The organism is Streptomyces hiroshimensis, from assembly GCF_014650335.1.
GTDB classification, from domain to species: Bacteria; Actinomycetota; Actinomycetes; order Streptomycetales; family Streptomycetaceae; genus Streptomyces; species Streptomyces hiroshimensis.
Window position 1 is genome coordinate 440,844 of record NZ_BMUT01000001.1, and the last position, 20,825, is coordinate 461,668.

Below are 20,825 nucleotides of genomic sequence, written 5' to 3' on the forward strand. Positions count from 1 at the left end.
CGGCGGCAGGCGGATACGCCGTGGCTTGCGGGGGGCGCAGGTGGCAGGAAGACCAGTGTTGCAACGGCTCGGTCTTGACAGGAATACCGAGGCCATATACAGACTGATGATTACCGGCCGTTACCGGTCCGTCGGCGACCTGGTGGACCGGTCGGGGCTTCCCGAAGCGGAAATTCGCTGCGCGCTGGAGCAGCTGAGGAAACTGAATTTGCTGCGCCCGTTCGGTGACGGCGTCGGACGATTGGCGGATCCGCACCTCGGCCTCAGGTCCCTGCTGCTCCAGCAGATCTCCGAGATCGAACTGGCGCTGGCGGATTTCGAAGAGGACCGGACCGCCGTCCTCACTCTCCTGGACCGGTATGACGACCTGTATCCGGGGGGCGAGATCGGTGAGTACGTCATCGGCCCGGACGCCGTGCTCGACCGCTTGCGCAAGCTCGCGGAGCGCACCACCACCGAGTGGCTGGCCTTCGTCCCGGACGGGGCCCAGTCCGTCACCTCGCTGGAGACCACCTATTCGCTGGAACTGCAGGTCCGCCGCCGGGGCGTCGCCGCCCGCACCGTCTACACCGCGAGCATCCGCAACGACGTGACGGCCTCCCGGCAGCGCGCCGGGACCGCCGGCCGGGCGTCGTGGTGGGACGAATTCGGCGACAGGGTGAGAACGGCACCGTCGCTGCCCGTTCACATGGTCGTCATCGACCGGTCGGTGGCGGTCCTGCCCGTCGATCCACGCGACCCCTGGAGCAGCGTCGTCCTGATCTCCGCCCCCGGTGTGCTCGCCGCGCTGCTGGCCCTCTTCGAGCGGGTGTGGGAGAGCGCGGTCCCGCTCGGCAGGCCCACCCCGCCCGACGAACACGGGCTCAGCCCCCAGGAGAAGGAACTGCTGGGCCTGCTGTCGCAGGGGCTGACCGACGACGTCATCCGGCGGCGGCTCGGCGTCTCGCTGCGCACGGTGCGCAGAATGGCCGCGGACCTCTTCGCCAGGCTCGGGGCCAACAGCCGCTTCGAGGCGGGATACCGGGCCGCCAAGCGCGGCTGGATCTGACGCACGCGGCCTGTCTCATTCCCCGGTGAGGGTGACCGGGAGGGCCGAAAGGCCGCTCAGGAAGTTGGAGTAGACGTACTGCGGGGTGCCCGCCGGCTCGGCCACGGCCACGAGCTCGCACAGACTCTCCAGGAGAGCCGTCAGTTCGGCACGGGCCAGCGACGCACCGAGGCAGAAGTGCGGCCCGTGGACGAAGGACAGGTGCTTGTTCGGGCTGCGGGACAGGTCGAAGTCGTCCGGCCGGCCGAAGACCCGCTCGTCGCGGTTGCCGGAGGCCGGCCAGGTCGTGACGACGTCCCCCTCCTCGACGAACCGGTCACCGATGAGGACGTCCCGGGTCGCCGTGCGCCCGCTGTGCAGGGCCGGCGTCGTCCAGCGCAGCACCTCCTCGACCGCCGAAGCCGTGCTCACCCGGCCCGACTTGAGCGCGTCCCACTGCCCGGGCTGTTCCATGAACGCCTGGAGAGCACCGATCATGGCGAAGCGCGTCGTCTCGTGACCGCCCATGATGATGCTGTAGCAGTTGAAGATGATCTCGTTGTGGGTGAGCGGGCGGCCGTCGATCTCCGTGGTCACCAGGAAGCTGACCACGTCGTCGTACGGTTTCGCGCGGCGCGAGGCCGCCAGCTCCGAGAAATAGAACAGCAGGCCGTTGCGGGACGCCCACGTCGACTCCTCGGTGGGGACGCCGTCCGCCGAGGACAGCGCGGACGAGGTGAGGTCGATGATGTGCTGCCGGTCGGCCGGCGGCACCCCGAGCAGGTCGCAGATCGCGGCCAGCGGGATGTGCGCCGCGACGTCGGCGGCGAAGTCGACCGTACCCCGCTCCACCGCCTCCTCCACCAGCCGCCGGGTGCCGCGCCGCATGCTCTCGATCACCACACCGAGGGACCGCGGCGAGAACGGCTTCAGCAGAGCGCTGCGCAGCGCCTGGTGCGGGCGGCCGTCCGTGACGGCCAGCATGCGCCCGGCCGCGGAGTCGCCGCCCGCCAGCAGGGTGTCGAGCACGTTGCCGCGCTCGGAGGTGAAGGTCTTGGCGTCGCCCAGGACCGAGACGATGTCGTGGTAGCCGGTCACCGCCCAGAACCCCGGGCGGTCCGCGGTCCCGGGCTGCCAGTGCACCGGTGACTCGGTGCGCAGGCGGCGCCAGAGCGGCCCGAGATCGTGACGGGCGTGCAGCAGCGGATCCGCGAGATCCACCTCGTCGAGCGTGGCCGGGGCGAGCTGCGGGCGGGTGAGCATCGTCGGTTCCTCGAAGGCCTCGGGGGTGGGCGGTGAACTCGGGCTGGGTGGTGAAGGGGACACGGTCAGGCCGGCGGCTCGGTCGGGCCGGGGAAGAACGCGGTGGTCGCACCGGCCGTCTCCGCGCCGTCCACCACGAACTGCTGGCCCGAGACGAACGACGCCCCGGGCGAGGCAAGGAAGTGGAAGACCTCCGCGATCTCCTCGGGGAGGGCGTGCCGGCGCGCCGGGATACGGGCGTTGACGTCCGCGAGCATGGCGTCGGTGTACTCGGCGCGCTGCATCGGGGTCAGCACCGCGCCCGGTGCGACACAGGCGGTCCTGATCAGCGGGCTCAGCTCGACCGCGAAGGTCTGGCACAGCGAGGCCACACCCGCCTTGCTGGCGTTGTAGTCCGCGTAGAGCGGGTAGCCGCGGGCCCCGTTGACGGACGCCGTCGCGAGCAGGACGCCCGCCCCCCGGCGCAGCATGTGGGGCGTGGCGTGCCGCCACAGGGCGAGGACCCCCATCAGGTTGACGTCCAGGGTGCGCCGGGCGTCGGCCTCGGTGAGGTCGAGGATGCCGTGCCGGATGCTGATGCCGGCGTTGGCGATGACGACGTCGATCCGGCCGCGGTCGGCCTGGACCTCGTCGACGGCGTCGCGCACGGCGGACCAGTCGGCGACGTCCACCTCGGCCCACCGGACCGGGCCGCTGCCCGCCGCCTCCGGCGCGGGCGGCCGGACGTCGAAGTTGACCACGTGGTCGCCGGCGCGGGCGAACCGCTCGGCGGTGGCGAGCCCGATGCCGCTGGACGCGCCGGACACGATGACCGTACGCATGGTCGGTGCCTCCTTTCCCGGGATGTTCGGACTTCCCGGAGTGTTCAGACGATGACGCGGTGGCTGGAGAGGCTGTAACCGCTGAGATTGCGGCGCAGGTTGCGGCTGACGGTGAGCTTCTTCAGCCACCGGTCGGTGCCGTCGAAGCGGGGGGTGAACGGCCGGCGGCCGTGCACCGCGCGGTAGTTGTCCACGATCAGCAGCGACCCGGGCCCCACGGCGATGTCCTGCTGGACGCGCTGCAGCTCCTCCATCAGCCGGTCGAGCGCGGCCTCGGCCTCGGTGTCGCCGGGCCGTACGTGCATGAAGGGCCGGTCGATCCGCAGATACGGGTTGAGGCGGTCGCCCGAGAGCACCGCGGTCGGCTCGGGATGCCGCACCATGCCGTACAGCTTCTCCAGCGCGGGGTGCGCCGGGTCGTGCTCCTCCAGCTGCCGGACGTGCTCGGTGTCCGGCAGGATGTAGAAGCGCTGCTCCGCGAGGACCGCCCGGTCGTGATCGCTCAGCCGGACGTCGCGGACGGACGCGACGACGGTCGGCACCCGGTCGGGATTGCGCAGCCCGAACAGCATCAGGTAGTCGCAGCGGTCCGGGTGGAAGCCGTCCTCGGTGTGGAACTCCAGCAGGCTCTCGCTGCCGTAACCGCTCTGCGTCTGCTCGGCGCCCCGGATCGGCAGGACGTTCTGGATGATCCGGCCCTCCTGGAGGGTCTCCCAGCCGAACGGGTCGCCCAGCACCATGCCGACGAGCGCCATCCACAGCTCCTGGTCCCTGGCCGTGGCACCGCGGATGGCCGTCTGCCAGTGCTCCGGCGTGGGGCCGAGCACCGCGTCGTCCACCGGGAAGCCGTGTATCAGGCACGCCGCGGTCCGCTCGGACCTGCGGTAGGAGAGGAGGAAACCGCGCAGCCCGGCGGGGAGCAGCTCCTCGGCCGGCAAGGCGCTGTCGTAGAAGCCGGGCAGACCGGGCGCCCCGTAGTCGTCCCCGAGCCGGGCGGCGGCCTCCCGCAGCGCACGGATCTCCCGGGTGCCGAGGCGGTATTCGAGGGGGACGTCCCTGAGGTCCGTGCCATGGTCCGTGCCGTGGTCCGAGAGGCGCGGTGAGGCCGTGTCCCGGCGGGACGCGTCATCAGTGAGGGAGATGCGGGGCATGTCGGTGTCCTTACCGGGTCGTGACCTCATGGGGTCGTCGGTCGCTCGGTCCTGTGCGGCCCGCGCCCGGGGAGGGGGCCGGGCCGCGTGGTGGTGCCCTACTGGACGGCCGGGCAGGGTCCCGGCCGGGCTGATCCAGCGGTACAGCGATTCAGCGGTTGAGTGATTCAGGGGTACGGAGGTTCAGCGATTCAGCGGTTCGGGCGGATGCTCACGACGGATCGCGCCAGCCCTCGGCGAACTCGGCGAACTCGTCCGGGTCCAGAGTGATCAGCGGCTCCTCGGCACCGGCCGCACCCGCCGCACCGCCCGCTTCGGCGACCGGTTCCGGGGCGAGGTCCTGCACCACGGCCGCGAGCGCCGCCACGGTCTTGTGGGTGAACACCTCGCGCGGCGTGACGTCCAGACCCTCGGCGCGGGCCAGGGTGACCAGCTCGATCGAGATGATCGAGTCGCCGCCGAGGTCGAAGAAGCTGTCGTCGGCGCCGATCCGCTCCAGTCCGAGTGCCTTGGAGAACAGCGCGCACCACAGCTCCTCGCGCTCGGTGCGGGGTGCCCTGCTCTCCCGGGCGCCCTCGAGGTCCGGTGCGGGAAGCGCACCCCGGTCGAGCTTTCCGCTCGGCGTCACCGGCAGCCGTTCGAGGAGGACGACGGCGGTGGGGACCATGTACTCGGGCAGGGCGCCGGCGATCCGGGCGCGCAGCTGCGCCGGGTCCGGCCGCGCACCCGCCGCCGGGACCGCGTACGCCACCAGCCGCCGGCCGGGCCCGTCCTCCCGGACGATCACGGCCGCCCGGGCCACCGACTCGTCCTCGGTCAGCACCGCCTCGATCTCACCCGGCTCGATGCGGAAGCCGCGCACCTTGACCTGCTGGTCGGTCCGGCCCAGGTACTCCAGCGTCCCGTGCGGGGTGCGGCGTGCGACGTCGCCGGAGCGGTACATCCGGGAGCCCGCCGGGCCGAACGGGTCGGCCACGAAGCGTTCCGCGGTGAGCCCGGCGCGGCGGAGGTAGCCGCGCGCGAGCCCGTCGCCCGCCAGATACAGCTCGCCGGGCGCTCCGTCCGGCACCGGACGCAGCGCTCCGTCCAGCAGGTACACGCGGGCGTTGACGACCGGTTCGCCCAGGGGCGGGCTGACCCGGCCCGACAGCGGTCCGCTCATCGTCGCCATGACGGTCGCCTCGGTCGGCCCGTAGGCGTTGACCATGCGCCGCCCGGCGGACCAGCGTTCGACGAGGTCGGGCGGGCAGGCCTCGCCGCCCACGACCAGGGTGACGCCCGGCGGCAGGCCGTCTTCGGGCATGACGGCGAGGGAGGACGGCGGGAGCAGCAGCGTCGTCACCCCCATGCGCTTCACCGTGCGTGCGAGCGCGGGCCCGGGCAGCAGTTCGTCGGCGGGCGCGGTGACCGCGCTCCCGCCGGTCAGCAACGCGGTGCACAGCTCCCACACCGAGGCGTCGAAGCTCGGCGAGGCGAACAGCAGTACGCGCTCGTCGGCGCGGAGGGCGAGTCCGGCGCGCTGCTGGGCGACCAGGGAGGCGACGCCGCGGTGGGACACCAGCACTCCCTTGGGGCGGCCGGTCGACCCCGAGGTGTAGATCAGATAGGCGGTGTTCCCCGGCCGCAGCGGTGTCACCCGGTCGTCGTCGGTCAGGTCCGCCCCGGACAGTCCCGCGGCCTCCGCCGCCATTGCCCCGAGCAGTCCGGCGGCGCCGTCGGCGGCCGGTGCGGAACCGTCGGCGGTCGGTGCGGGGCCGTCCAGGCACCGGATCGGCCCGGCGCCCGCCGCGGCCAGGGCCGTCGCCGCCCCGGCCGTGGTGAGGACGAGATCGGGACGTGCGTCGCCGATGACGTATCGCAGCCGCTCCTGCGGATACCCGAGGTCCAGCGGCAGATAGGCGGCACCCGCCTTGAGGACGGCCAGGACCGCGAGAACGGACCGGGCCGACTTCGGCATCGCGACCGCGACGACGCTCTCCGGGCCGATGCCCTGGGACACCAGGACCCGGGCCAGCCGGTTGGCCTGCGCGTTGAGGTCGCCGTAGCGGACCTCCGGCCCGCCGTCGTACACCGCGACGGCGCCGGGCCGGACGCGTGCCTGCTCCTCGAACAGCGCGGGGAGGGTCGTCTCCGGCAGGTCACGGGCCGGTCCTCCGGCGGCCTTGAGCAGCAGTCCGCGCTCCTCCGGCGTGAGCAGGCCGACGCGGCCGCACGGCACCGCCGGGTCCGTGACGAAGGCGGCGAGGACCGTGCGGACACGGCCGAGCAGGGCGCCGGCCGCCTCGGCGGTGAACAGGTCCTTGCGGTAGTTGAGCTCCAGGCTCAGCCGCTCGCCGGGCACCACGACCAGGCTGAGCGGGTAGTGGGTGGCGCCGGGGGCGGGCCGGTCGTCCACGGAGATCCGCAGGCCCGGGACCTGCTCCTGGACCGCGGCCGCGTCGACGGGGGTGTTCTCGAACCCCACGACGGTGTCGAACAGCTCGCCCAGCCCCGCGATCCGCTGCACCTCGGCGAGACCGAGGCGGTGGTACGGGCCCAGCTCGGCCTGCCGGGCCTGGAGATCGGCCAGGACGTCGCCCAGGGGCCGCCCCTGATCGATCCGTACCCGGACCGCGACGGTGTTCATCAGCAGGCCCACGATCTCGTCCGCCCCGGGCAGCTCCGGCGGCCGGCCCGCGACCGTCGCGCCGAACACGACGTCGTCCCGGCCCAGCAGCTGACCCAGCGTCATCGCCCAGGCCCCCTGGATCAGGGTGTTGAGCGTCAGACCGCTCTCCCGCGCCGCGGCGGAGAGCTCCGCCGTCGCCCCGGCGCCGAGACGTTCCGCCACCAGCCCCGGCACGGTCGCGGCGGCGGCGTCGGCGCCCGGTGCGACCAGGGCCGGCTCGTCGAGCCCCGCCAGCGCCTCCGCCCACGCCTTCACGGCCTGCGCGTCGTCCTGGCGGCCGAGCCAGTCGAGGAAGCCGGCGAACGGCACCGGCCCACGGGCCCCGTCGGTGCCGCCGCGGGCGTAGAGGGCGAACAGGTCACGGAAGACCAGCGGCAGCGACCAGCCGTCCAGCAGCAGATGGTGGTGGGTCACGAGGAGCAGGTGGTCGCCGGGCGCGAGCCGGACCAGCGTCACCCGCAGCAGCGGCGGCTCGGCGGTGTCGAAGCGGCGCGCCCGGTCCTCGTCCATGAGGCGGGCCAGCCGGGCTTCGCGTGCGTCCTCCTCCAGAGCGGACAGGTCGATCTCCTGCCACGGCACCCGCACGCCCTCGTGCACGACCTGGACCGGGCGGCCCGACGTCAGCGACGTGAAGGAGACGCGCAGCGGGGCGTGGCGGGCGAGGAGGGCGTCGAACGCCTTGCGCAGCACGGCCGGTGAGAGGGAGCCGGTGAGTCGCAGGGGCCGCTGCGTGGTGTAGACGTCGGCGCCTTCCGGGGACAGCAGCGCATGGAAGTGCATGCCCTGCTGGAGCGGCGTCAGCGGCCACACGTCCGCGACCCGGTGCCCGTGCGCGGCGGCGAGCCCGGCCCGTTCGGCGTCGCCGAGGGGGACCAGCTGCCCGGCGGCGGGCGCTGCAGGGACCTGTGTTCCGGTGTGGGGGTCGGTGGTGCGGGCGGTTTGTGCGAGGCGGGCGATGGTTTTGTGGACGAAGACGTCCTTGGCGGTGAGGGTGAGTCCGGCGCGGTGGGCGCGGGCGGCGAGTTGCATGGAGACGATGGAGTCTCCGCCGAGTTCGAAGAAGTTGTCGTCGATGCCGATGTCGGTGCGGCCGAGGACTTCGGTGAAGACGGCGTGGAGGGTGCGTTCGCGGTCGGTGCCGGGGGCGCGGTAGGCGCGGGTGGGGGAGTAGTCGGGGTCGGGGAGTGCGCGGCGGTCGACCTTGCCGTTGGGGGTGAGGGGGAAGACGTCGAGTGTGGTGATGGTGGCGGGGACCATGTAGTCCGGCAGGGCGTGGGTGAGGTGCCGGCGCAGGGTTTCGGGGTCGGGTTGCCGGTGGGGGGATACGGGAGTGACGTATGCGGCGATCTGCTGACTGGTGCCGGCGTTGACCGTGGTGACGACGGCCTGGCCGACGGTGGGGTCGGTGGCGAGGGCGGCTTCGATTTCGCCGAGTTCGATGCGGTGGCCGCGTATTTTGACCTGGAAGTCGGAGCGTCCGTGGTATTCGACGGTGCCGTCGGGACGTCGTCGGCCGAGGTCGCCGGTGCGGTACATGCGCGAGCCGGGGGCGGCGAAGGGGTCGGCGAAGGGGTCGGCGGTGAAGCGTTCGGCGGTCAGGCCGGGGCGCCCCAGGTACCCGCGGGCGACACCGGTCCCGGCGATGTAGATCTCGCCGACGACTCCGGTGGGTACGGGCCGCAGGAACCCGTCCAGCACATACACCCGTGTGTTGTCGGCGGGAGTGCCGATGGACGGCCGGGCGGACCCGTCGTTACGGCAGATCATCGCGTCGACCGTGCACTCGGCGGGCCCGTAGAGGTTGTAGACCGACAGGCCCGGGACCTCGTGCAGCGCGGTCCACAGGTCGTCGCCGACCTCCTCGCCGCCCAGCGCGAGGACGCTCACCCGGTGCCGCCCCGCCACCGCCTCGAACATGCCCGCCGCCAGCATCTGCCGGGCGACCGACGGCGTGGTGTCGATGACGTCGATCTCCGCGTCCGTCGCGTGGCCGACCAGCGCCAGGGCGTCCTTGCGGACGGTGTCGTCGACGATGTGCAGTTCGTGCCCGCCGACCATCCACAGCAGCTGACTCCAGGAGGCGTCGAAGCCCAGGGAGTTGGTCAGCGCGGCCCTCAGCGGCCGCCCGCCCGCCCGTGCCCGCTCGGGCTCGAAGAAGTTCGCCCGGTGGCTGTGGAACATGTTGACCAGGTTGCGGTGCTCCACGGCGACCCCCTTGGGGCGGCCGCTGGACCCGGACGTGTAGATCACATAGGCGAGGTCGGCGGGGAGCAGCGCGCGGGTGCGGTCCTCGTCGGTGAGGTCTTCGTCGGTGAAGTCCGCGTCGGCGAGGTCCGCGGCGTCCCCGTCCGCTACGGCCGTGCCGGTCTGCAGCGCCGGTACGTCTTCGGGGACGAGGTGCGCGGTCGCGGCGGCGGTCAGGGCGAGGACGGGCCCGGCCTCCGCGCAGATCTCCGCGATACGCGCCGCGGGGTGCCCGGCGTCGAGCGGCAGGTACGTGGCACCGGACTTGAGGACCGCCAGGATCGCCACCACGGCGTCGGCGGTACGGGGCAGGGCCACCGCGACGAGCCGGCCGGGTCCCGCACCCCGGGCGACGAGCAGCCGGGCGAGCCGGTTGGCGTCCGCGTTGAGCCGCTCGAAGGTCAGGCCGGTCGTCGTGCTGTCGACGACGGCGACCGCGTGGGGTGTCGCCCGGACCTGTGCCTCGAACAGGTCGGGCAGGGTCCGGGGCGGGTGCGCGACGGTCCGGCCGCTCGCCACCCGCAGCATCTCCTGCGTCTCGGCCGGGGAACGCGAGGGAAGCCGGCCCACGGGCAGGCCTGGCTGCGCCGCGACGTCCTCCAGCAGGCCGCACATCCGCTGCAGGACACCGGCCGCAGCTTCGCCGCGGAAGGCGTCCACGCGGTAGTTGAGTTCGAGACGGAGCCGTTCGCCGGGGTAGACGGCGAGACTCAGCGCGTAGTGCGTTCCCTCCGGTGGCTCCTCGACGGCGTCCCGCAGCACGCTGACGGAGAGCCCTGCGACCTCGGCCCCCTGGAGGGACGCTTCGACGGGGAAGTTCTCGAAGGCGACGGTCGTGTCGAAGAGTTCGGTGACCCCGGCGGCGCGGTGGATGTCCACGAGGCCGAGGTACTGGTGTCCCATCAGGTCCAGCTGCTCGCGCTGGATCCGGGCCAGCAGGTCCGCCACCGGCTCGGCGGGGTCGACCAGCACGCGGGCGGGCACGGTGTTGAGCATCAGTCCGACCACACGCTCGCTGCCGGGCAGCTCCGGCGGCCGTCCCGCGACGGTATTGCCGAAGACGACGTCCCGCCGTCCGGTCAGCTCGGTCAGCAGCAGGGCCCAGGCGGCCTGGACCAGGGTGTTGGTGGTGAGTTCGCGGTCGCGGGCCGCGGCGGTGATCCGCGCCGTGACGGCCTCGGGCAGCTCCGCGACCAGGCGCCGCTGCCCCCGGCCGGAGGCACCGGTCTCCGCTGCGTCCGCCACCGCCACCAGCGTCGCGCCGTCGACCCCGCGCAGCGCGGCCTGCCAGGCCCGTTCGGCTTCCTCCCGGTCCTGGTTCGCGAGCCAGCCGAGGTAGTCGGCGAACGGGACGGCCGGCTCCAGGTTCCGTGCCGTGCCGCCGTCCCGGTAGATCCGGAACAGGTCCCCGATGACCAGCGGCAGCGACCAGCCGTCCAGCATGATGTGGTGGTTGGTGAGCACCAGGACGTGCCGGTCGGCGGCGAGCCGTACCAGCGTGAACCGCAGCAGCGGCGGCTTCGCCATGTCGAAGTTCCGTGCCCGGTCCTCACTCAGCAGCCGGGCCAGCCGCACCCGGCGCTCGTCCGGCCCGAAGTCCGACAGGTCGATCTCCTCCCACGGCGTCTCGACCGTCGCGGCGACGGCCTGGACTGCCTCGCCCGAACGGCGCCGCAGGAACCCGGCCCGCAAGCTCGCATGACGGGCCGTCAGCGCTTCGCAGGAGGCGCGGAGCACCCCGGCGTCGAGCGCTCCGACCAGCTCCAGAGGCGTCTGTACGTGGTAGAAGTCGACCTGTTCGCCGTCGGCGCTTCCGCCGTCGTAAAGGGCGTGGAAGAGGATGCCCTGCTGCAGCGGCGAGAGGGGCAGCACCGCTTCGATGGACGTCTGTCTCACAGTGATGTCTCCCACTGGGCTTCGAGCTCGTCGAGTTCTTCCGCATCGATCCGCACCAGGGGGCCGGTGTTCGCCGTACCGGTGTGGGGGTCGGTGGTGCGGGCGGTTTGTGCGAGGCGGGCGATGGTTTTGTGGACGAAGACGTCCTTGGCGGTGAGGGTGAGTCCGGCGCGGTGGGCGCGGGCGGCGAGTTGCATGGAGACGATGGAGTCTCCGCCGAGTTCGAAGAAGTTGTCGTCGATGCCGATGTCGGTGCGGCCGAGGACTTCGGTGAAGACGGCGTGGAGGGTGCGTTCGCGGTCGGTGCCGGGGGCGCGGTAGGCGCGAGTGGCGGTGTGCTCGGGTGCAGGCAGTGCGCGGCGGTCGACCTTGCCGTTGGGAGTGAGGGGGAAGACGTCGATCGTGATGATCGCGGCGGGGACCATGTAGTCCGGCAGGACGTGCGCCAGGTTCCGGCGCAGGGTTTCGGGGTCCGGCCGGTGGGAGGCCGCGGGGGTGACGTACGCCGTGATCTGCCGGCCGGATCCCGCCCCGGCAGCGGTGGGGGTCGTGGTGACGACGGCCTGGCCGACGGTGGGGTCGGTGGCGAGGGCGGCTTCGATTTCGCCGAGTTCGATGCGGTGGCCGCGTATTTTGACCTGGAAGTCGGAGCGTCCGTGGTATTCGACGGTGCCGTCGGGGCGTCGTCGGCCGAGGTCGCCGGTGCGGTACATGCGCCCGCCGGGCGCGGTGAAGGGGTCGGCGGTGAAGCGTTCGGCGGTCAGGCCGGGGCGCCCCAGGTACCCGCGGGCGACGCCGGCTCCGGCGATGTAGATCTCGCCGACGACCCCGGTGGGTACGGGCCGCAGGAACCCGTCCAGCACATACACCCGCAGACCGGCGAGCGGAGTGCCGACGGGGACGGCCAGGGAGTCCGCACCGGGCCGTGCGCGCCCGGTCGTGGTGTAGACGGAGACCTCGGTGGGTCCGTACTGGTTGTGCAGCTCCGCGCCGACGGCGGCGTGGAAGCGGTCGGCCAGGTCCTGGGTCAGCTGCTCACCCCCGACGAACACCGTCTTCAGGGTGTCGCACCGGTCGGCGTCCGGCTCCCGCAGGAACACCTCCAGGGTCGAGGGTACGAACTGGGCCACCGTGACCCGCTCCGCACGGATCAGCCCGGGCAGATAGCCGGGGGCCTCCGCGCCGTCGGGGCGGGCCACGACCACGGTGGCGCCGTGCAGCAGCGGCCAGAAGATCTCCCACACCGACGGGTCGAAGCTGAGGGACGTGCGCTGCAGCACCCGGTCCCCGGCGGCGAGCGGATGCCGTTCCTGCATGCCTGCCAGGTAGTTGGTGATGCCCTCGTGGGTGACGACGATGCCCTTCGGCCGTCCCGTCGAGCCCGAGGTGTACACCACGTACGCGGGGTGCCCGGGCAGCAGCTCCGGTGCCGGCCCGGCGGTGTCGTCCGCCGCATCCGCCGCATCCGCCGTTTCCGCCGATGCCAGGAACTCCTCGTCGACGAGGAGCACCGGCCGGGCCTCGTCGAGCATGCGTGCGGTCCGCTCCTGCGGGTACTCCGGGTCGAGCGGCAGGTAGGCGGCGCCGGCCTGGTGCGTCGCGAGCAGGGCGACGAACAGGTCGACGGACCGGCGCAGCGAGACCGCGACGATCTGCCCGGGGCGCGCGCCCTTGGCCGCCAGCACCGAGGCCAGGCGGGCCGCGCGGGCGTCCAGCTCGGCGTATCCGATCCGCCGGCCGTCGCAGACCACGGCCTCCGCGTCCGGGCTGCGGCGCACCTGCTCCGCGAAGAGCGCGGGAAGCGTGGCCGGGGCGTGGCCGCGTGGGGCGTCCCCGCCGCCGCGGTGGACCCGGCTCCGCCGCTCGGCTTCGGTGAGCAGCGGTATCCGGCCGACGGGGCGGTCGGGGTCCGCGGCGAAGGTTTCCAGGGTGAGCCGCAGCAGGGAGACGAAGCACTCCGCTTCTTCGCCGGTGAACAGGACGCCCCGGTAGGTCAGTTCGAGCCGGAGCCGTTCGCCCGGCACGGCGGAGAGGCTGACGGGGTAGTGCGTGCCGCCGGTGGGGTCGGCCTCCTCGACGGTGATGTGCAGGTCCTTCGCCCGGCGGCCGATCTCCGCCCGGTCGATCGGCGCGTTCCCGAAGACGACGGAGGTGTCGAAGAGTTCGGCCTGCCCGGTCAGCCGGTGCAGTGCCGGAAGGCTGAGGTGATGGTGGCCGGCGAGGGCCACCTGCTCGTCCTGGATCCGGGCGAGCAGCCCGGCCAGCGGCTCGCCGGGCGCGACGCGGACCCGGACCGGGACGGTGTTCATGGCCATGCCGACGATCTCGTCGACGCCCGGCAGCCGGGGCGGCCGTCCGGAGACGGTGCTGCCGAAGACGACGTCGGTGCGGCCGGTGAGCGTGTTCAGCAGCAGTGCCCAGGCGCCCTGGACGACGGTGTTCAGGGTGATGCCCCGGGCGCGGGCGGCCCGCCCCAGCCTGCTGGTCAGCTCCTCGGGCAGCTCCGTGACCAGCAGCCGCGGCAGGGCGCCGTCCGCCTCCGGTCCGGCGGGCGCCACCAGAGTCGGCCCGTCCAGGTCGGCGAGCGCCTCGCGCCAGACCCGCTCGGCCTCCGCCCGGTCGCGGCCCGCGATCCAGGCGAGGTAGGAGCGGAAGGGGACGGGCTCCGGCAGCCCGGCGCCGCCGTGGCGGAGCGCGAGCAGGTCCCGCAGCAGCAGCGGCAGCGACCATCCGTCGAACAGGATGTGGTGCGCCGAGATCACCAGGAGGCGGCGCTCCTCCTCCAGCCGGATCAGGGAGAAGCGCAGCAGCGGCGGCGCCGTCATGTCGAACCGGGTGCGCTTGTCCTGCGCGAGCAGCTCCGCCAGGCGGGGGTCCCGCTCCCCGGGCGCCAGGTCCCGCAGGTCGTGTTCGTGTACGGGGACCTCGACGTCCCGGACGACGAGCTGGAGCGGTTCGCCGGCGTCGTTCTGCACGAAGGCGGCCCGCAGCGCGGAGTGCCGCCGGACGAGGGCCCGGCACGCCTCGCGCAGGGCGCCGGCCGAGAGGGGGCCTTCGAGACCGAAGACCTTCTGCACGGTGTAGACGTCGGCGCCGCTGCTGCTGCCGTCGCTGTCGCCGTCGCCGAGCAGGGCGTGGAAGAGCATGCCCTCCTGGAGGGGAGCCAGCGGCAGGACGTCCTCCAGTCCGCCCGCGCCCGCCCACGCGGCGTCGAGCCGCGCGCGCTCGTCCCCGGACAGGGATACGAGCTCCGTCGCGTCGTCGGCGGCCCGGCCGGCCTCCGGCGCGGGCGGCAGCTCGCCGGCGTGCGCGCACATCTCCGACACCGTCTTGTGGGTGAACACCGCCTGGGGGGTGAGCGGGATCCCGGCCTCGGTGGCCCGGGAGGCGAGCCGGAGCGCGGTGATCGAATCACCGCCCAGGTCGAAGAAGCTGTCGTGGACGCCCACGTCGCTCGCGCCGAGCAGTTCACCGAAGAGCGCGCAGAGCAGGGACTCCCGCTCGTCGCGGGGAGCGCCACCGCGCCCGGAGCCGGTGTACTCCGGTGCGGGCAGGGCCCGGTGGTCCAGCTTGCCGCTCGGCGTCAGCGGCAGGCCGGGCAGGAACACCACGGCGGCCGGGACCATGTGCTCCGGCAGCCGCCGGGCGGCGAAGCGGCGCAGCCCGGCCGCGTCCGGCAGGTCCGCCGCCGTGGCGTCCGCGGCGGGGACGACGTAGGCGACGAGCTGCCTGACCCCCGGCCGGTCCTCGCGGACCGTGACGGCGGCCGTGCCGCACCCCGGCGCCTGTGCGAGGACGCTCTCGACCTCGCCGAGTTCGATGCGGAAGCCCCGTACCTTGACCTGGCGGTCGGCGCGGCCCAGGAGCATCAGCCCGCCGTCGGCGGTCCACCGGGCCACGTCGCCCGTCCGGTACATGCGTGAGCCGGGCGCGCCGAAGGGGTCGGCGACGAACCGTTCCGCGGTGACGCCCGGGCGGCCGAGGTAGCCACGGGCGAGCCCGTCACCGCTCAGGTAGACCTCGCCCGCGACGTCCGGCGGCACCGGCCGCAGCGCGGTGTCGAGCAGCCGGACCCTGGTCCCGGGGGTCGTGGTCCCCAGAGGAGGGACGATCCGGCCGGACAGCGGCCCGGTCTGGAGGGCGATGACCGTCGACTCGGTGGGACCGTAGGCGTTGACCATGTGCCGCTCCGCCGACCAGCGTTCGACCAGGTCGGGCGAGCACGCCTCGGCGCCGACGACCAGGCTGACGCCCTCCGGCAGCCCTCCCGGCGGCATGGCCGCGAGCGCGGAGGGCGCGAGCAACAGGCAGGTGACGCCCAGCTCGGCCACCAGGCCGGCCAGCTGCGCGCCGGGCGTCAGCCGCTCGGCCGGGGCGACGACCGCGGCGGCGCCGGTGAGCAGGGCCGTGCACAGCTCCCACACCGACGCGTCGAAGCTCGGCGACGCGAACTGCAGCACGCGGGTGTCCGGCGTCAGGGGCAGGAGGTGCCTTTGGAACTCCACCAGCGCGGCGAGGCCCGTGTGCGGGACGACGACGCCCTTGGGGCGGCCGGTCGATCCGGAGGTGTAGATGACGTAGGCCGGGTGGGCCGGGAGCAGCGGCGTACGGCGCTCGCGGTCGTCGAGGTCGGTGCCGGGCAGCTCCGGGAAAGGGGAGCCGGCGGGGCTGTCCGCGTCGTCCAGGTACAGCCGTGGCACCGCCGGTGCCAGCGTCGCGTCGTCGGCCGCACGGGTCGTCAGCAGGAGCAGCGGGGCGGTGTCGTCGAGCATGGCGGTGATGCGCGCCCGGGGGTAGGCGAGGTCGACCGGGAGGTAGGCCGCGCCCGACTTCATGACCGCGATGACGGCGGTCAGCGCGGCCGGGCCGCGGGGCAGGGCGACGGCCACCAGGCGCTCGGGCGCGGCGCCCCGCTCGACCAGGGCCCTGGCCAGCCGGTTCGCGCGGGCGTTGAGCGCCGCGTAGTCGACGGAGCCGGCGGGGGACACCACGGCGGGCCGGTGCGGTGTCCGGCGGACCTGCTCCTCGAACATCTCCGGCCAGGTCCGTGCGGCGACCGGCCCGGCGAGCTCCGGGGTCCGGCCCGCGGCCAGCACCGTGCGGCGTTCGTCCGCCGTCAGGATGTCCGTCCGGGCGAGCGGGAGCCCGGCGGGGGCGGCGAGGAACCGGGTGAGGAAGCCGGTGAACCGGCGCTGGTGCGCTGCCAGTTCCGCGGCGCTGTAGCGGTCGGGGGACGCCTCGAAGTCGATCCGCAGCCCCCGGCCGCCCGGCCCGGGATGGCAGGTGATGCTCAGGTCGGATACGGGCCCTCCGGCGAGCGTGGTCATCACGGCGTCATGACCGGCGAACGCGGTCTCGACGCCCGACGGCATGATGTTGACCACCGTGCCGAACAGCTGCTCGTTCGTGCCGAGGAGCCGCAGGTCGCGCCGGAGCTCGTCGTACGGATAGCGCTGGTGGGTGAGGAGTTCGCCGAGGCGCGCCGCGACCTGCCGGAGCAGGCCCGTGCGCCCGGCCGCCGGGTCGACGTGAAGCCGCAGCGGCAGCGTGTTCGACACCATGCCGGGTACGTTGCGGGACTGCGCGCCGAGCCGCGCGGTGACCGGGACGCCGATGGTCAGGTCTTCGGCGCCGGTCATCCCGTGCAGATAGGCGGCGACCGCCGCCAGCAGCGCCACCGACCACGGGGTGCGGGCCTCCCGGCCCGCGGCGTGCAGCGCCCGCGTCTCGCTCTCCGGCAGCTCCGTCGTCGCGGTGATCGCCAGGCCCGCGGCGCTCGTCGGCGTCCCCGGCGCCAGGCTGGCGGTCTCCGCCCGGTCGGTGAACCGGCCGTTCCAGTACGCCCGGTCCACGGTGTAGTCGTCGGAGGCGCGGTAGGCCGCCTCGTCCTCCAGCAGCGCTTCGAGCCGGCCCAGCGGCTCGCCCGCCGGTTCGGTCCCCGCGGCCAGCGCCTCGTAGACCTCGGCGATCCGGCGGGTGTGCAGGACCGAGCCGAAGCCGTCGGAGAGGATGTGGTGACTGCGCTGGTACCACAGGTAGTGGTCGGTGCCGAGGCGCAGCAGCGCCTGGGCGGACAGCACGCCCGTCAGCAGGTCGGCCGTGGTGGCGCGGTCGCGGTCCAGCCAGGCCCGGGCCGCGGCGGCCGGGTCCGGCCCGCCGCTGAAGTCGATCTCGTGCCAGGCCGAGCAGCCCGGCGCCACCGGCCGCTGGTACAGGCCGTCGGGCCGTTCCACCAGCTCGACGTCGAAGCTCCCGCTCTCGCCCTCGGCCCGGCGCACCGCCCGGCTCAGGAGTCCCCCGTCCACCGGGCCCCGGATCTCCATGACGACCACCGTGTTGTAGGCGGCGTTGCCGGGGTCGAGCCGCTGGGCGAAGAACACCCCCCGCTGGGCAGCGGTCAGCGGAAGCAGGCCGTTGTCGGCATCGCATGAAGTCATGAGGTGGTAACCGCTCTCCCGGAGCATTCCGATGAGCCGAAAGCTCAAGCTACGCGGCGATGCTGCATCGCCCGCTCGGGCCGTCGCCAGGCAAATGACCGGCAATCGCAGTTGCTGGTGGAACTGCCGCCGGGATCCTGCCGAGTTACCGGCCGTTTGCCTGGCCGCCCCCGGCGGGGCGCGGCGACGATGCGCCGTGAGAAGACGTGCCGTGGAAAGCCGGAGAGGACGAGGACGTTGCACATTCCAGACCGGGGTCTGCTCGAGTGGCTCGACGATGCGTCCACCGGGCGCGGCCTGTACTACGCGAACGGCGAGGAGGGCTGGGACTTTTGGTCCTATCGCGACCTGGCCGATCTGGTGCTGAGGACGGCCGGCGCGCTCGTCGCCGAAGGGGTCCGCCCCGGCGATGTGGTGAGCCTGGTCCAGCGGTCCAGCCCGGGGTTCGTCGCCGGGTTCTTCGGCGCCCTGGCCGCGGGCGCGACACCCTGTTCCATCGCCCCGCCGTTCGCCTTCCAGCGGGCCGACGACTACGAGAAGCACGTCGGCCGCCTCTTCGAGACCGCGGCACCGCGCCTCACCCTCTGCGACGACGAGTCCCTGGAGCGGATCCGCAAGGTCACCGCCGCGCAGGGCCTCGACGAGCCGGTGGTCTTCGACGCGTTCGTCGAGGGCGTCGAGCCGCTGCCGCGTCCGCTGCCGCTGCCGGAGATCGCGCTGCTGCAGTTCACCTCGGGGTCGAGCGGCTTCTCGCGCGGGGTGCGGATCTCCGCCCAGGCCCTGCGGGACAACCTCACCGGAATGCGGCGCTGGCTGGAGTGGAAGCCGGAGTACCCCGGCAGCAGCTGGCTGCCGGTCCACCACGACATGGGCCTCATCGGCTGTCTGCTGAACTTCGTCGTCACCGGCTGCGACGGCTGGATGATGCAGCCGGACGGGTTCATCCGCACCCCGATGCGGTACCTGCGCGCCATCAGCGAGCGGGGCGTCGGCCTGAGCGCCATGCCCAACTTCGCCCTCGCCTACATCCTGCGCCGGGTCAAGCCCGCCGACCTGGAGGGGCTGCGCTTCGACTCGATGCGCTCCCTGATCATCGGTGCGGAGCGGATCGACCCGAAGGTGCTGGAGGACTTCCACGCCCTGCTGGCGCCGCACGGCTTCGACCGCAACGCCCTGCTGCCGGCGTACGGCGGCGCCGAGGCGACCCTCGCGGTCACGGGCCTGCCCGCCCGCGAAGGCTGGGTGGTGGGGACGCCGGACGACGAGACGAACGGGGGCGACGGGGCGACGCCCATCGTCGGCTGCGGCCGCCCGCTGGAGGGACGGACGGTGAAGATCGTCTCGGAGGACGGCGAGGAGCTCCCGGACCGCCGGGTCGGCGAGATCGTGGTCACCGGCGTGTCCATCGCCGACGGCTACGTCGGCGACCCCGGATCCGCCTCCGGTACGAGCCTGGCCGAGGAGGGGCTCAAGACCGGGGACGCGGGCTTCATGGACGACGGGCAGCTGTTCGTCATCGGCCGCCTCGGCGACGGTCTCAAGGTCAACGGCCGGATGGTCTTCGCCGAGAGCCTGGAGACCATGCTGCACCAGCGGGGCATCCCCGAGCGCCGGATCGCCGTCCTGCTCGGCGTCCGCGACGGGGTGCCGACCGGGGCGGCCGTCTTCGGCGAGGTGAAGCCCGGCTGGCGGGCCGTCGCCCACGAGGTGCTGGCCGAGTGGCTCGGTGACGCGGAGCTGCTGTCGGTCGAACTGCCCCGCGGCGGCATCGCCACCACCTCCAGCGGCAAGCCCCGGCGGCGGGTCATCTGGTCCACGCTGTGCGCCGGGGGGTTCGCCGAGCTCACGAAGCCGCTCACGGCGGACTGAGTCCGCGGCCGCGCAGGGCACGCCTCGTACGGCGAGGCGTGCCTTTCGCGTACCGGTCGCACCGGATGAGTCGCACCGGATGAGTCGCACCGGATAAGGGCCGCCGGATAAGGGGCATCCGGATACGGGCCCGCCGGATCCGCGCATACGGAAAAGGCGGCCCGGACCGCCCGGCCGTCGGAGGCCGGCGGGTCCGGACCGCTTTCCCGCCGCCGGGCGGCGCAGCCGTGGGCGGCTCAGCGGGTCCGCAGCGACTCGGGGCGCGCCAGCGCCTCCGCGAGCAGCAGTTCGCGGATCCGGTCGGAGAGCAGGCCCAGCTGCCGCAGCACATGGATGACCTGCTGGAACAACAGCTGCCGGTAGGCGGTCATCATCGGGTTGGTGCGGGCGAAGTGCAGCCCCAGCGGGACGTCCAGCTCCATCCGTTCCCAGATCTCCCGCAGCAGGAAGCGGCGGGACATCAGATGGATCGCCTCCATCAGGAAGTCCTCGCGCTCCCGCAGCTCGGCGGTGGACGCCTCCTGGTACATGCCGCCCAGCGCGGTGACGCCGAACGCGATGTGCCGGGCCTCGTCGACCGCGACCATCCTGGTGATCTGCCGGATCACCGGGTCGCCGAAGCCGCTGCTCGCGAGCCGGGCCGCGGTGATCGCCAGGCCCTCCACGACCACCTGCATGCCGAGGTAGACGATGTCCCAGTCGGACGCCGACAGCAGATCGTGCAGCAGCGTCCTGAGCCCCGGGTTGATCGGGTACGAGTCCTGCAGCTTCTCGTCGACGTAGCGCGCGAACGCCTCGACGTGCCGGGCCTCGTCGGCGACCTGCGCGGCGGCGTACACCTTGGCGTCGATGTCGGGCACGGTCTCGACCAGCCGGGCGGTGGTCACCAGCGCGCCCTGCTCACCGTGCAGGAACTGGCTGACCATCCACGACTGGTACTCCCAGCGGAAGCGGTTCAGCAGCTCGCGGGGCACCGGGCTGCCCTCGCCCACGACGAAGGACGCGAGCCTCGCGCCGTTCTCCTCCGACAGCTCGGCCCCGAACCGGACGTCGTGGTCCCAGTCGATGTCGGTGGTGGCGTTCCACTGCGAGATCTTGTTCTTCTCGTACAGGCTCCACACGCGGCTGTCGCGGTGCCCGTAGTTCCAGTTCATACAGGCCCGGAACATCGCGTCGACGTCCATCAGCTCGGCCTTGACCGCGTCGAGGGTGAAGAGCGTCCGTGTGGTCTCGTCACCGGCAGCGGTCGTACCGGACGGCTCGTCAGGACCAGCGGTCATCTGCTTGAGCTCCATCTCTCGGTCCCGGAACCCGGCGGCCGGGCCCGGCACAGCACTGTCGCCCATGATTCTCGGCGCGCCGCGGAGCCGCTCTCCAGGCAGTGGCGGGGCAACTCGGCGGCAGCGCGGTTGCCGGTCCGCGTGCCTGGTCCGGGCTCCGCCGCCACCG

8 protein-coding genes are annotated in these 20,825 nt (G+C 73.2%); 2 read left to right on the forward strand and 6 right to left on the reverse strand.

Annotated elements, in window-relative coordinates; genetic code table 11:
• Nucleotides 1-106: 106 nt before the first annotated feature.
• Nucleotides 107-1,048: a helix-turn-helix transcriptional regulator gene (locus IE241_RS01685; protein WP_190019744.1), complete on the forward strand. Its 942-nt coding sequence runs from the start codon at nt 107-109 to the stop codon at nt 1,046-1,048.
• 15 nt (nt 1,049-1,063) lie between these two features.
• On the opposite strand, the gene IE241_RS01690 is transcribed toward IE241_RS01685, so the two are convergent.
• The 5 genes from IE241_RS01690 to IE241_RS01710 all read right to left on the reverse strand — a co-directional run bounded on the left by IE241_RS01690 (nt 1,064) and on the right by IE241_RS01710 (nt 17,507).
• A complete protein-coding gene (locus IE241_RS01690) occupies nt 1,064-2,290 on the reverse strand; it encodes a cytochrome P450 (RefSeq protein WP_190019745.1) in 1,227 nt (408 codons plus the stop codon).
• Between the two features lie 65 nt (nt 2,291-2,355).
• Nucleotides 2,356-3,111, reverse strand: a complete 756-nt coding sequence (locus tag IE241_RS01695; protein ID WP_190019746.1) for an SDR family NAD(P)-dependent oxidoreductase — start codon at nt 3,109-3,111, stop codon at nt 2,356-2,358.
• 44 nt (nt 3,112-3,155) lie between these two features.
• Entirely contained in the window at nt 3,156-4,262 is a 1,107-nt protein-coding gene (gene gntD, locus IE241_RS01700) for a guanitoxin biosynthesis L-enduracididine beta-hydroxylase GntD (RefSeq protein ID WP_190019747.1), read from the reverse strand.
• 211 nt (nt 4,263-4,473) lie between these two features.
• Nucleotides 4,474-11,070, reverse strand: a complete 6,597-nt coding sequence (locus IE241_RS01705; protein WP_190019748.1) for a non-ribosomal peptide synthetase — start codon at nt 11,068-11,070, stop codon at nt 4,474-4,476.
• Entirely contained in the window at nt 11,067-17,507 is a 6,441-nt protein-coding gene (locus tag IE241_RS01710; protein WP_190019749.1) for a non-ribosomal peptide synthetase, read from the reverse strand. The genes IE241_RS01705 and IE241_RS01710 overlap by 4 nt, the downstream gene beginning before the upstream one ends.
• 237 nt (nt 17,508-17,744) lie before the next feature.
• Here IE241_RS01710 and IE241_RS01715 point away from each other — a divergent pair, with 237 nt between their 5' ends.
• Entirely contained in the window at nt 17,745-19,376 is a 1,632-nt protein-coding gene (locus IE241_RS01715; protein WP_190019750.1) for an AMP-binding protein, read from the forward strand.
• A 236-nt stretch (nt 19,377-19,612) separates the two neighbouring features.
• Here the strand turns inward: IE241_RS01715 and IE241_RS01720 are convergent, their stop codons facing one another.
• A complete protein-coding gene (locus IE241_RS01720) occupies nt 19,613-20,656 on the reverse strand; it encodes a diiron oxygenase (RefSeq protein ID WP_190019751.1) in 1,044 nt (347 codons plus the stop codon).
• Between the last annotated feature and the right edge of the window lie 169 nt (nt 20,657-20,825).

Coding starts and splice junctions, on each gene's coding strand:
- IE241_RS01685 (WP_190019744.1), top strand. CDS start 107: ATGATTACCGGCCGTTACCGGTCCGTCGGCGACCTGGTGGACCGGTCG.
- IE241_RS01690 (WP_190019745.1), bottom strand. CDS start 2,290: ATGCTCACCCGCCCGCAGCTCGCCCCGGCCACGCTCGACGAGGTGGAT.
- IE241_RS01695 (WP_190019746.1), bottom strand. CDS start 3,111: ATGCGTACGGTCATCGTGTCCGGCGCGTCCAGCGGCATCGGGCTCGCC.
- gntD (WP_190019747.1), bottom strand. CDS start 4,262: ATGCCCCGCATCTCCCTCACTGATGACGCGTCCCGCCGGGACACGGCC.
- IE241_RS01710 (WP_190019749.1), bottom strand. CDS start 17,507: ATGACTTCATGCGATGCCGACAACGGCCTGCTTCCGCTGACCGCTGCC.
- IE241_RS01720 (WP_190019751.1), bottom strand. CDS start 20,656: ATGACCGCTGGTCCTGACGAGCCGTCCGGTACGACCGCTGCCGGTGAC.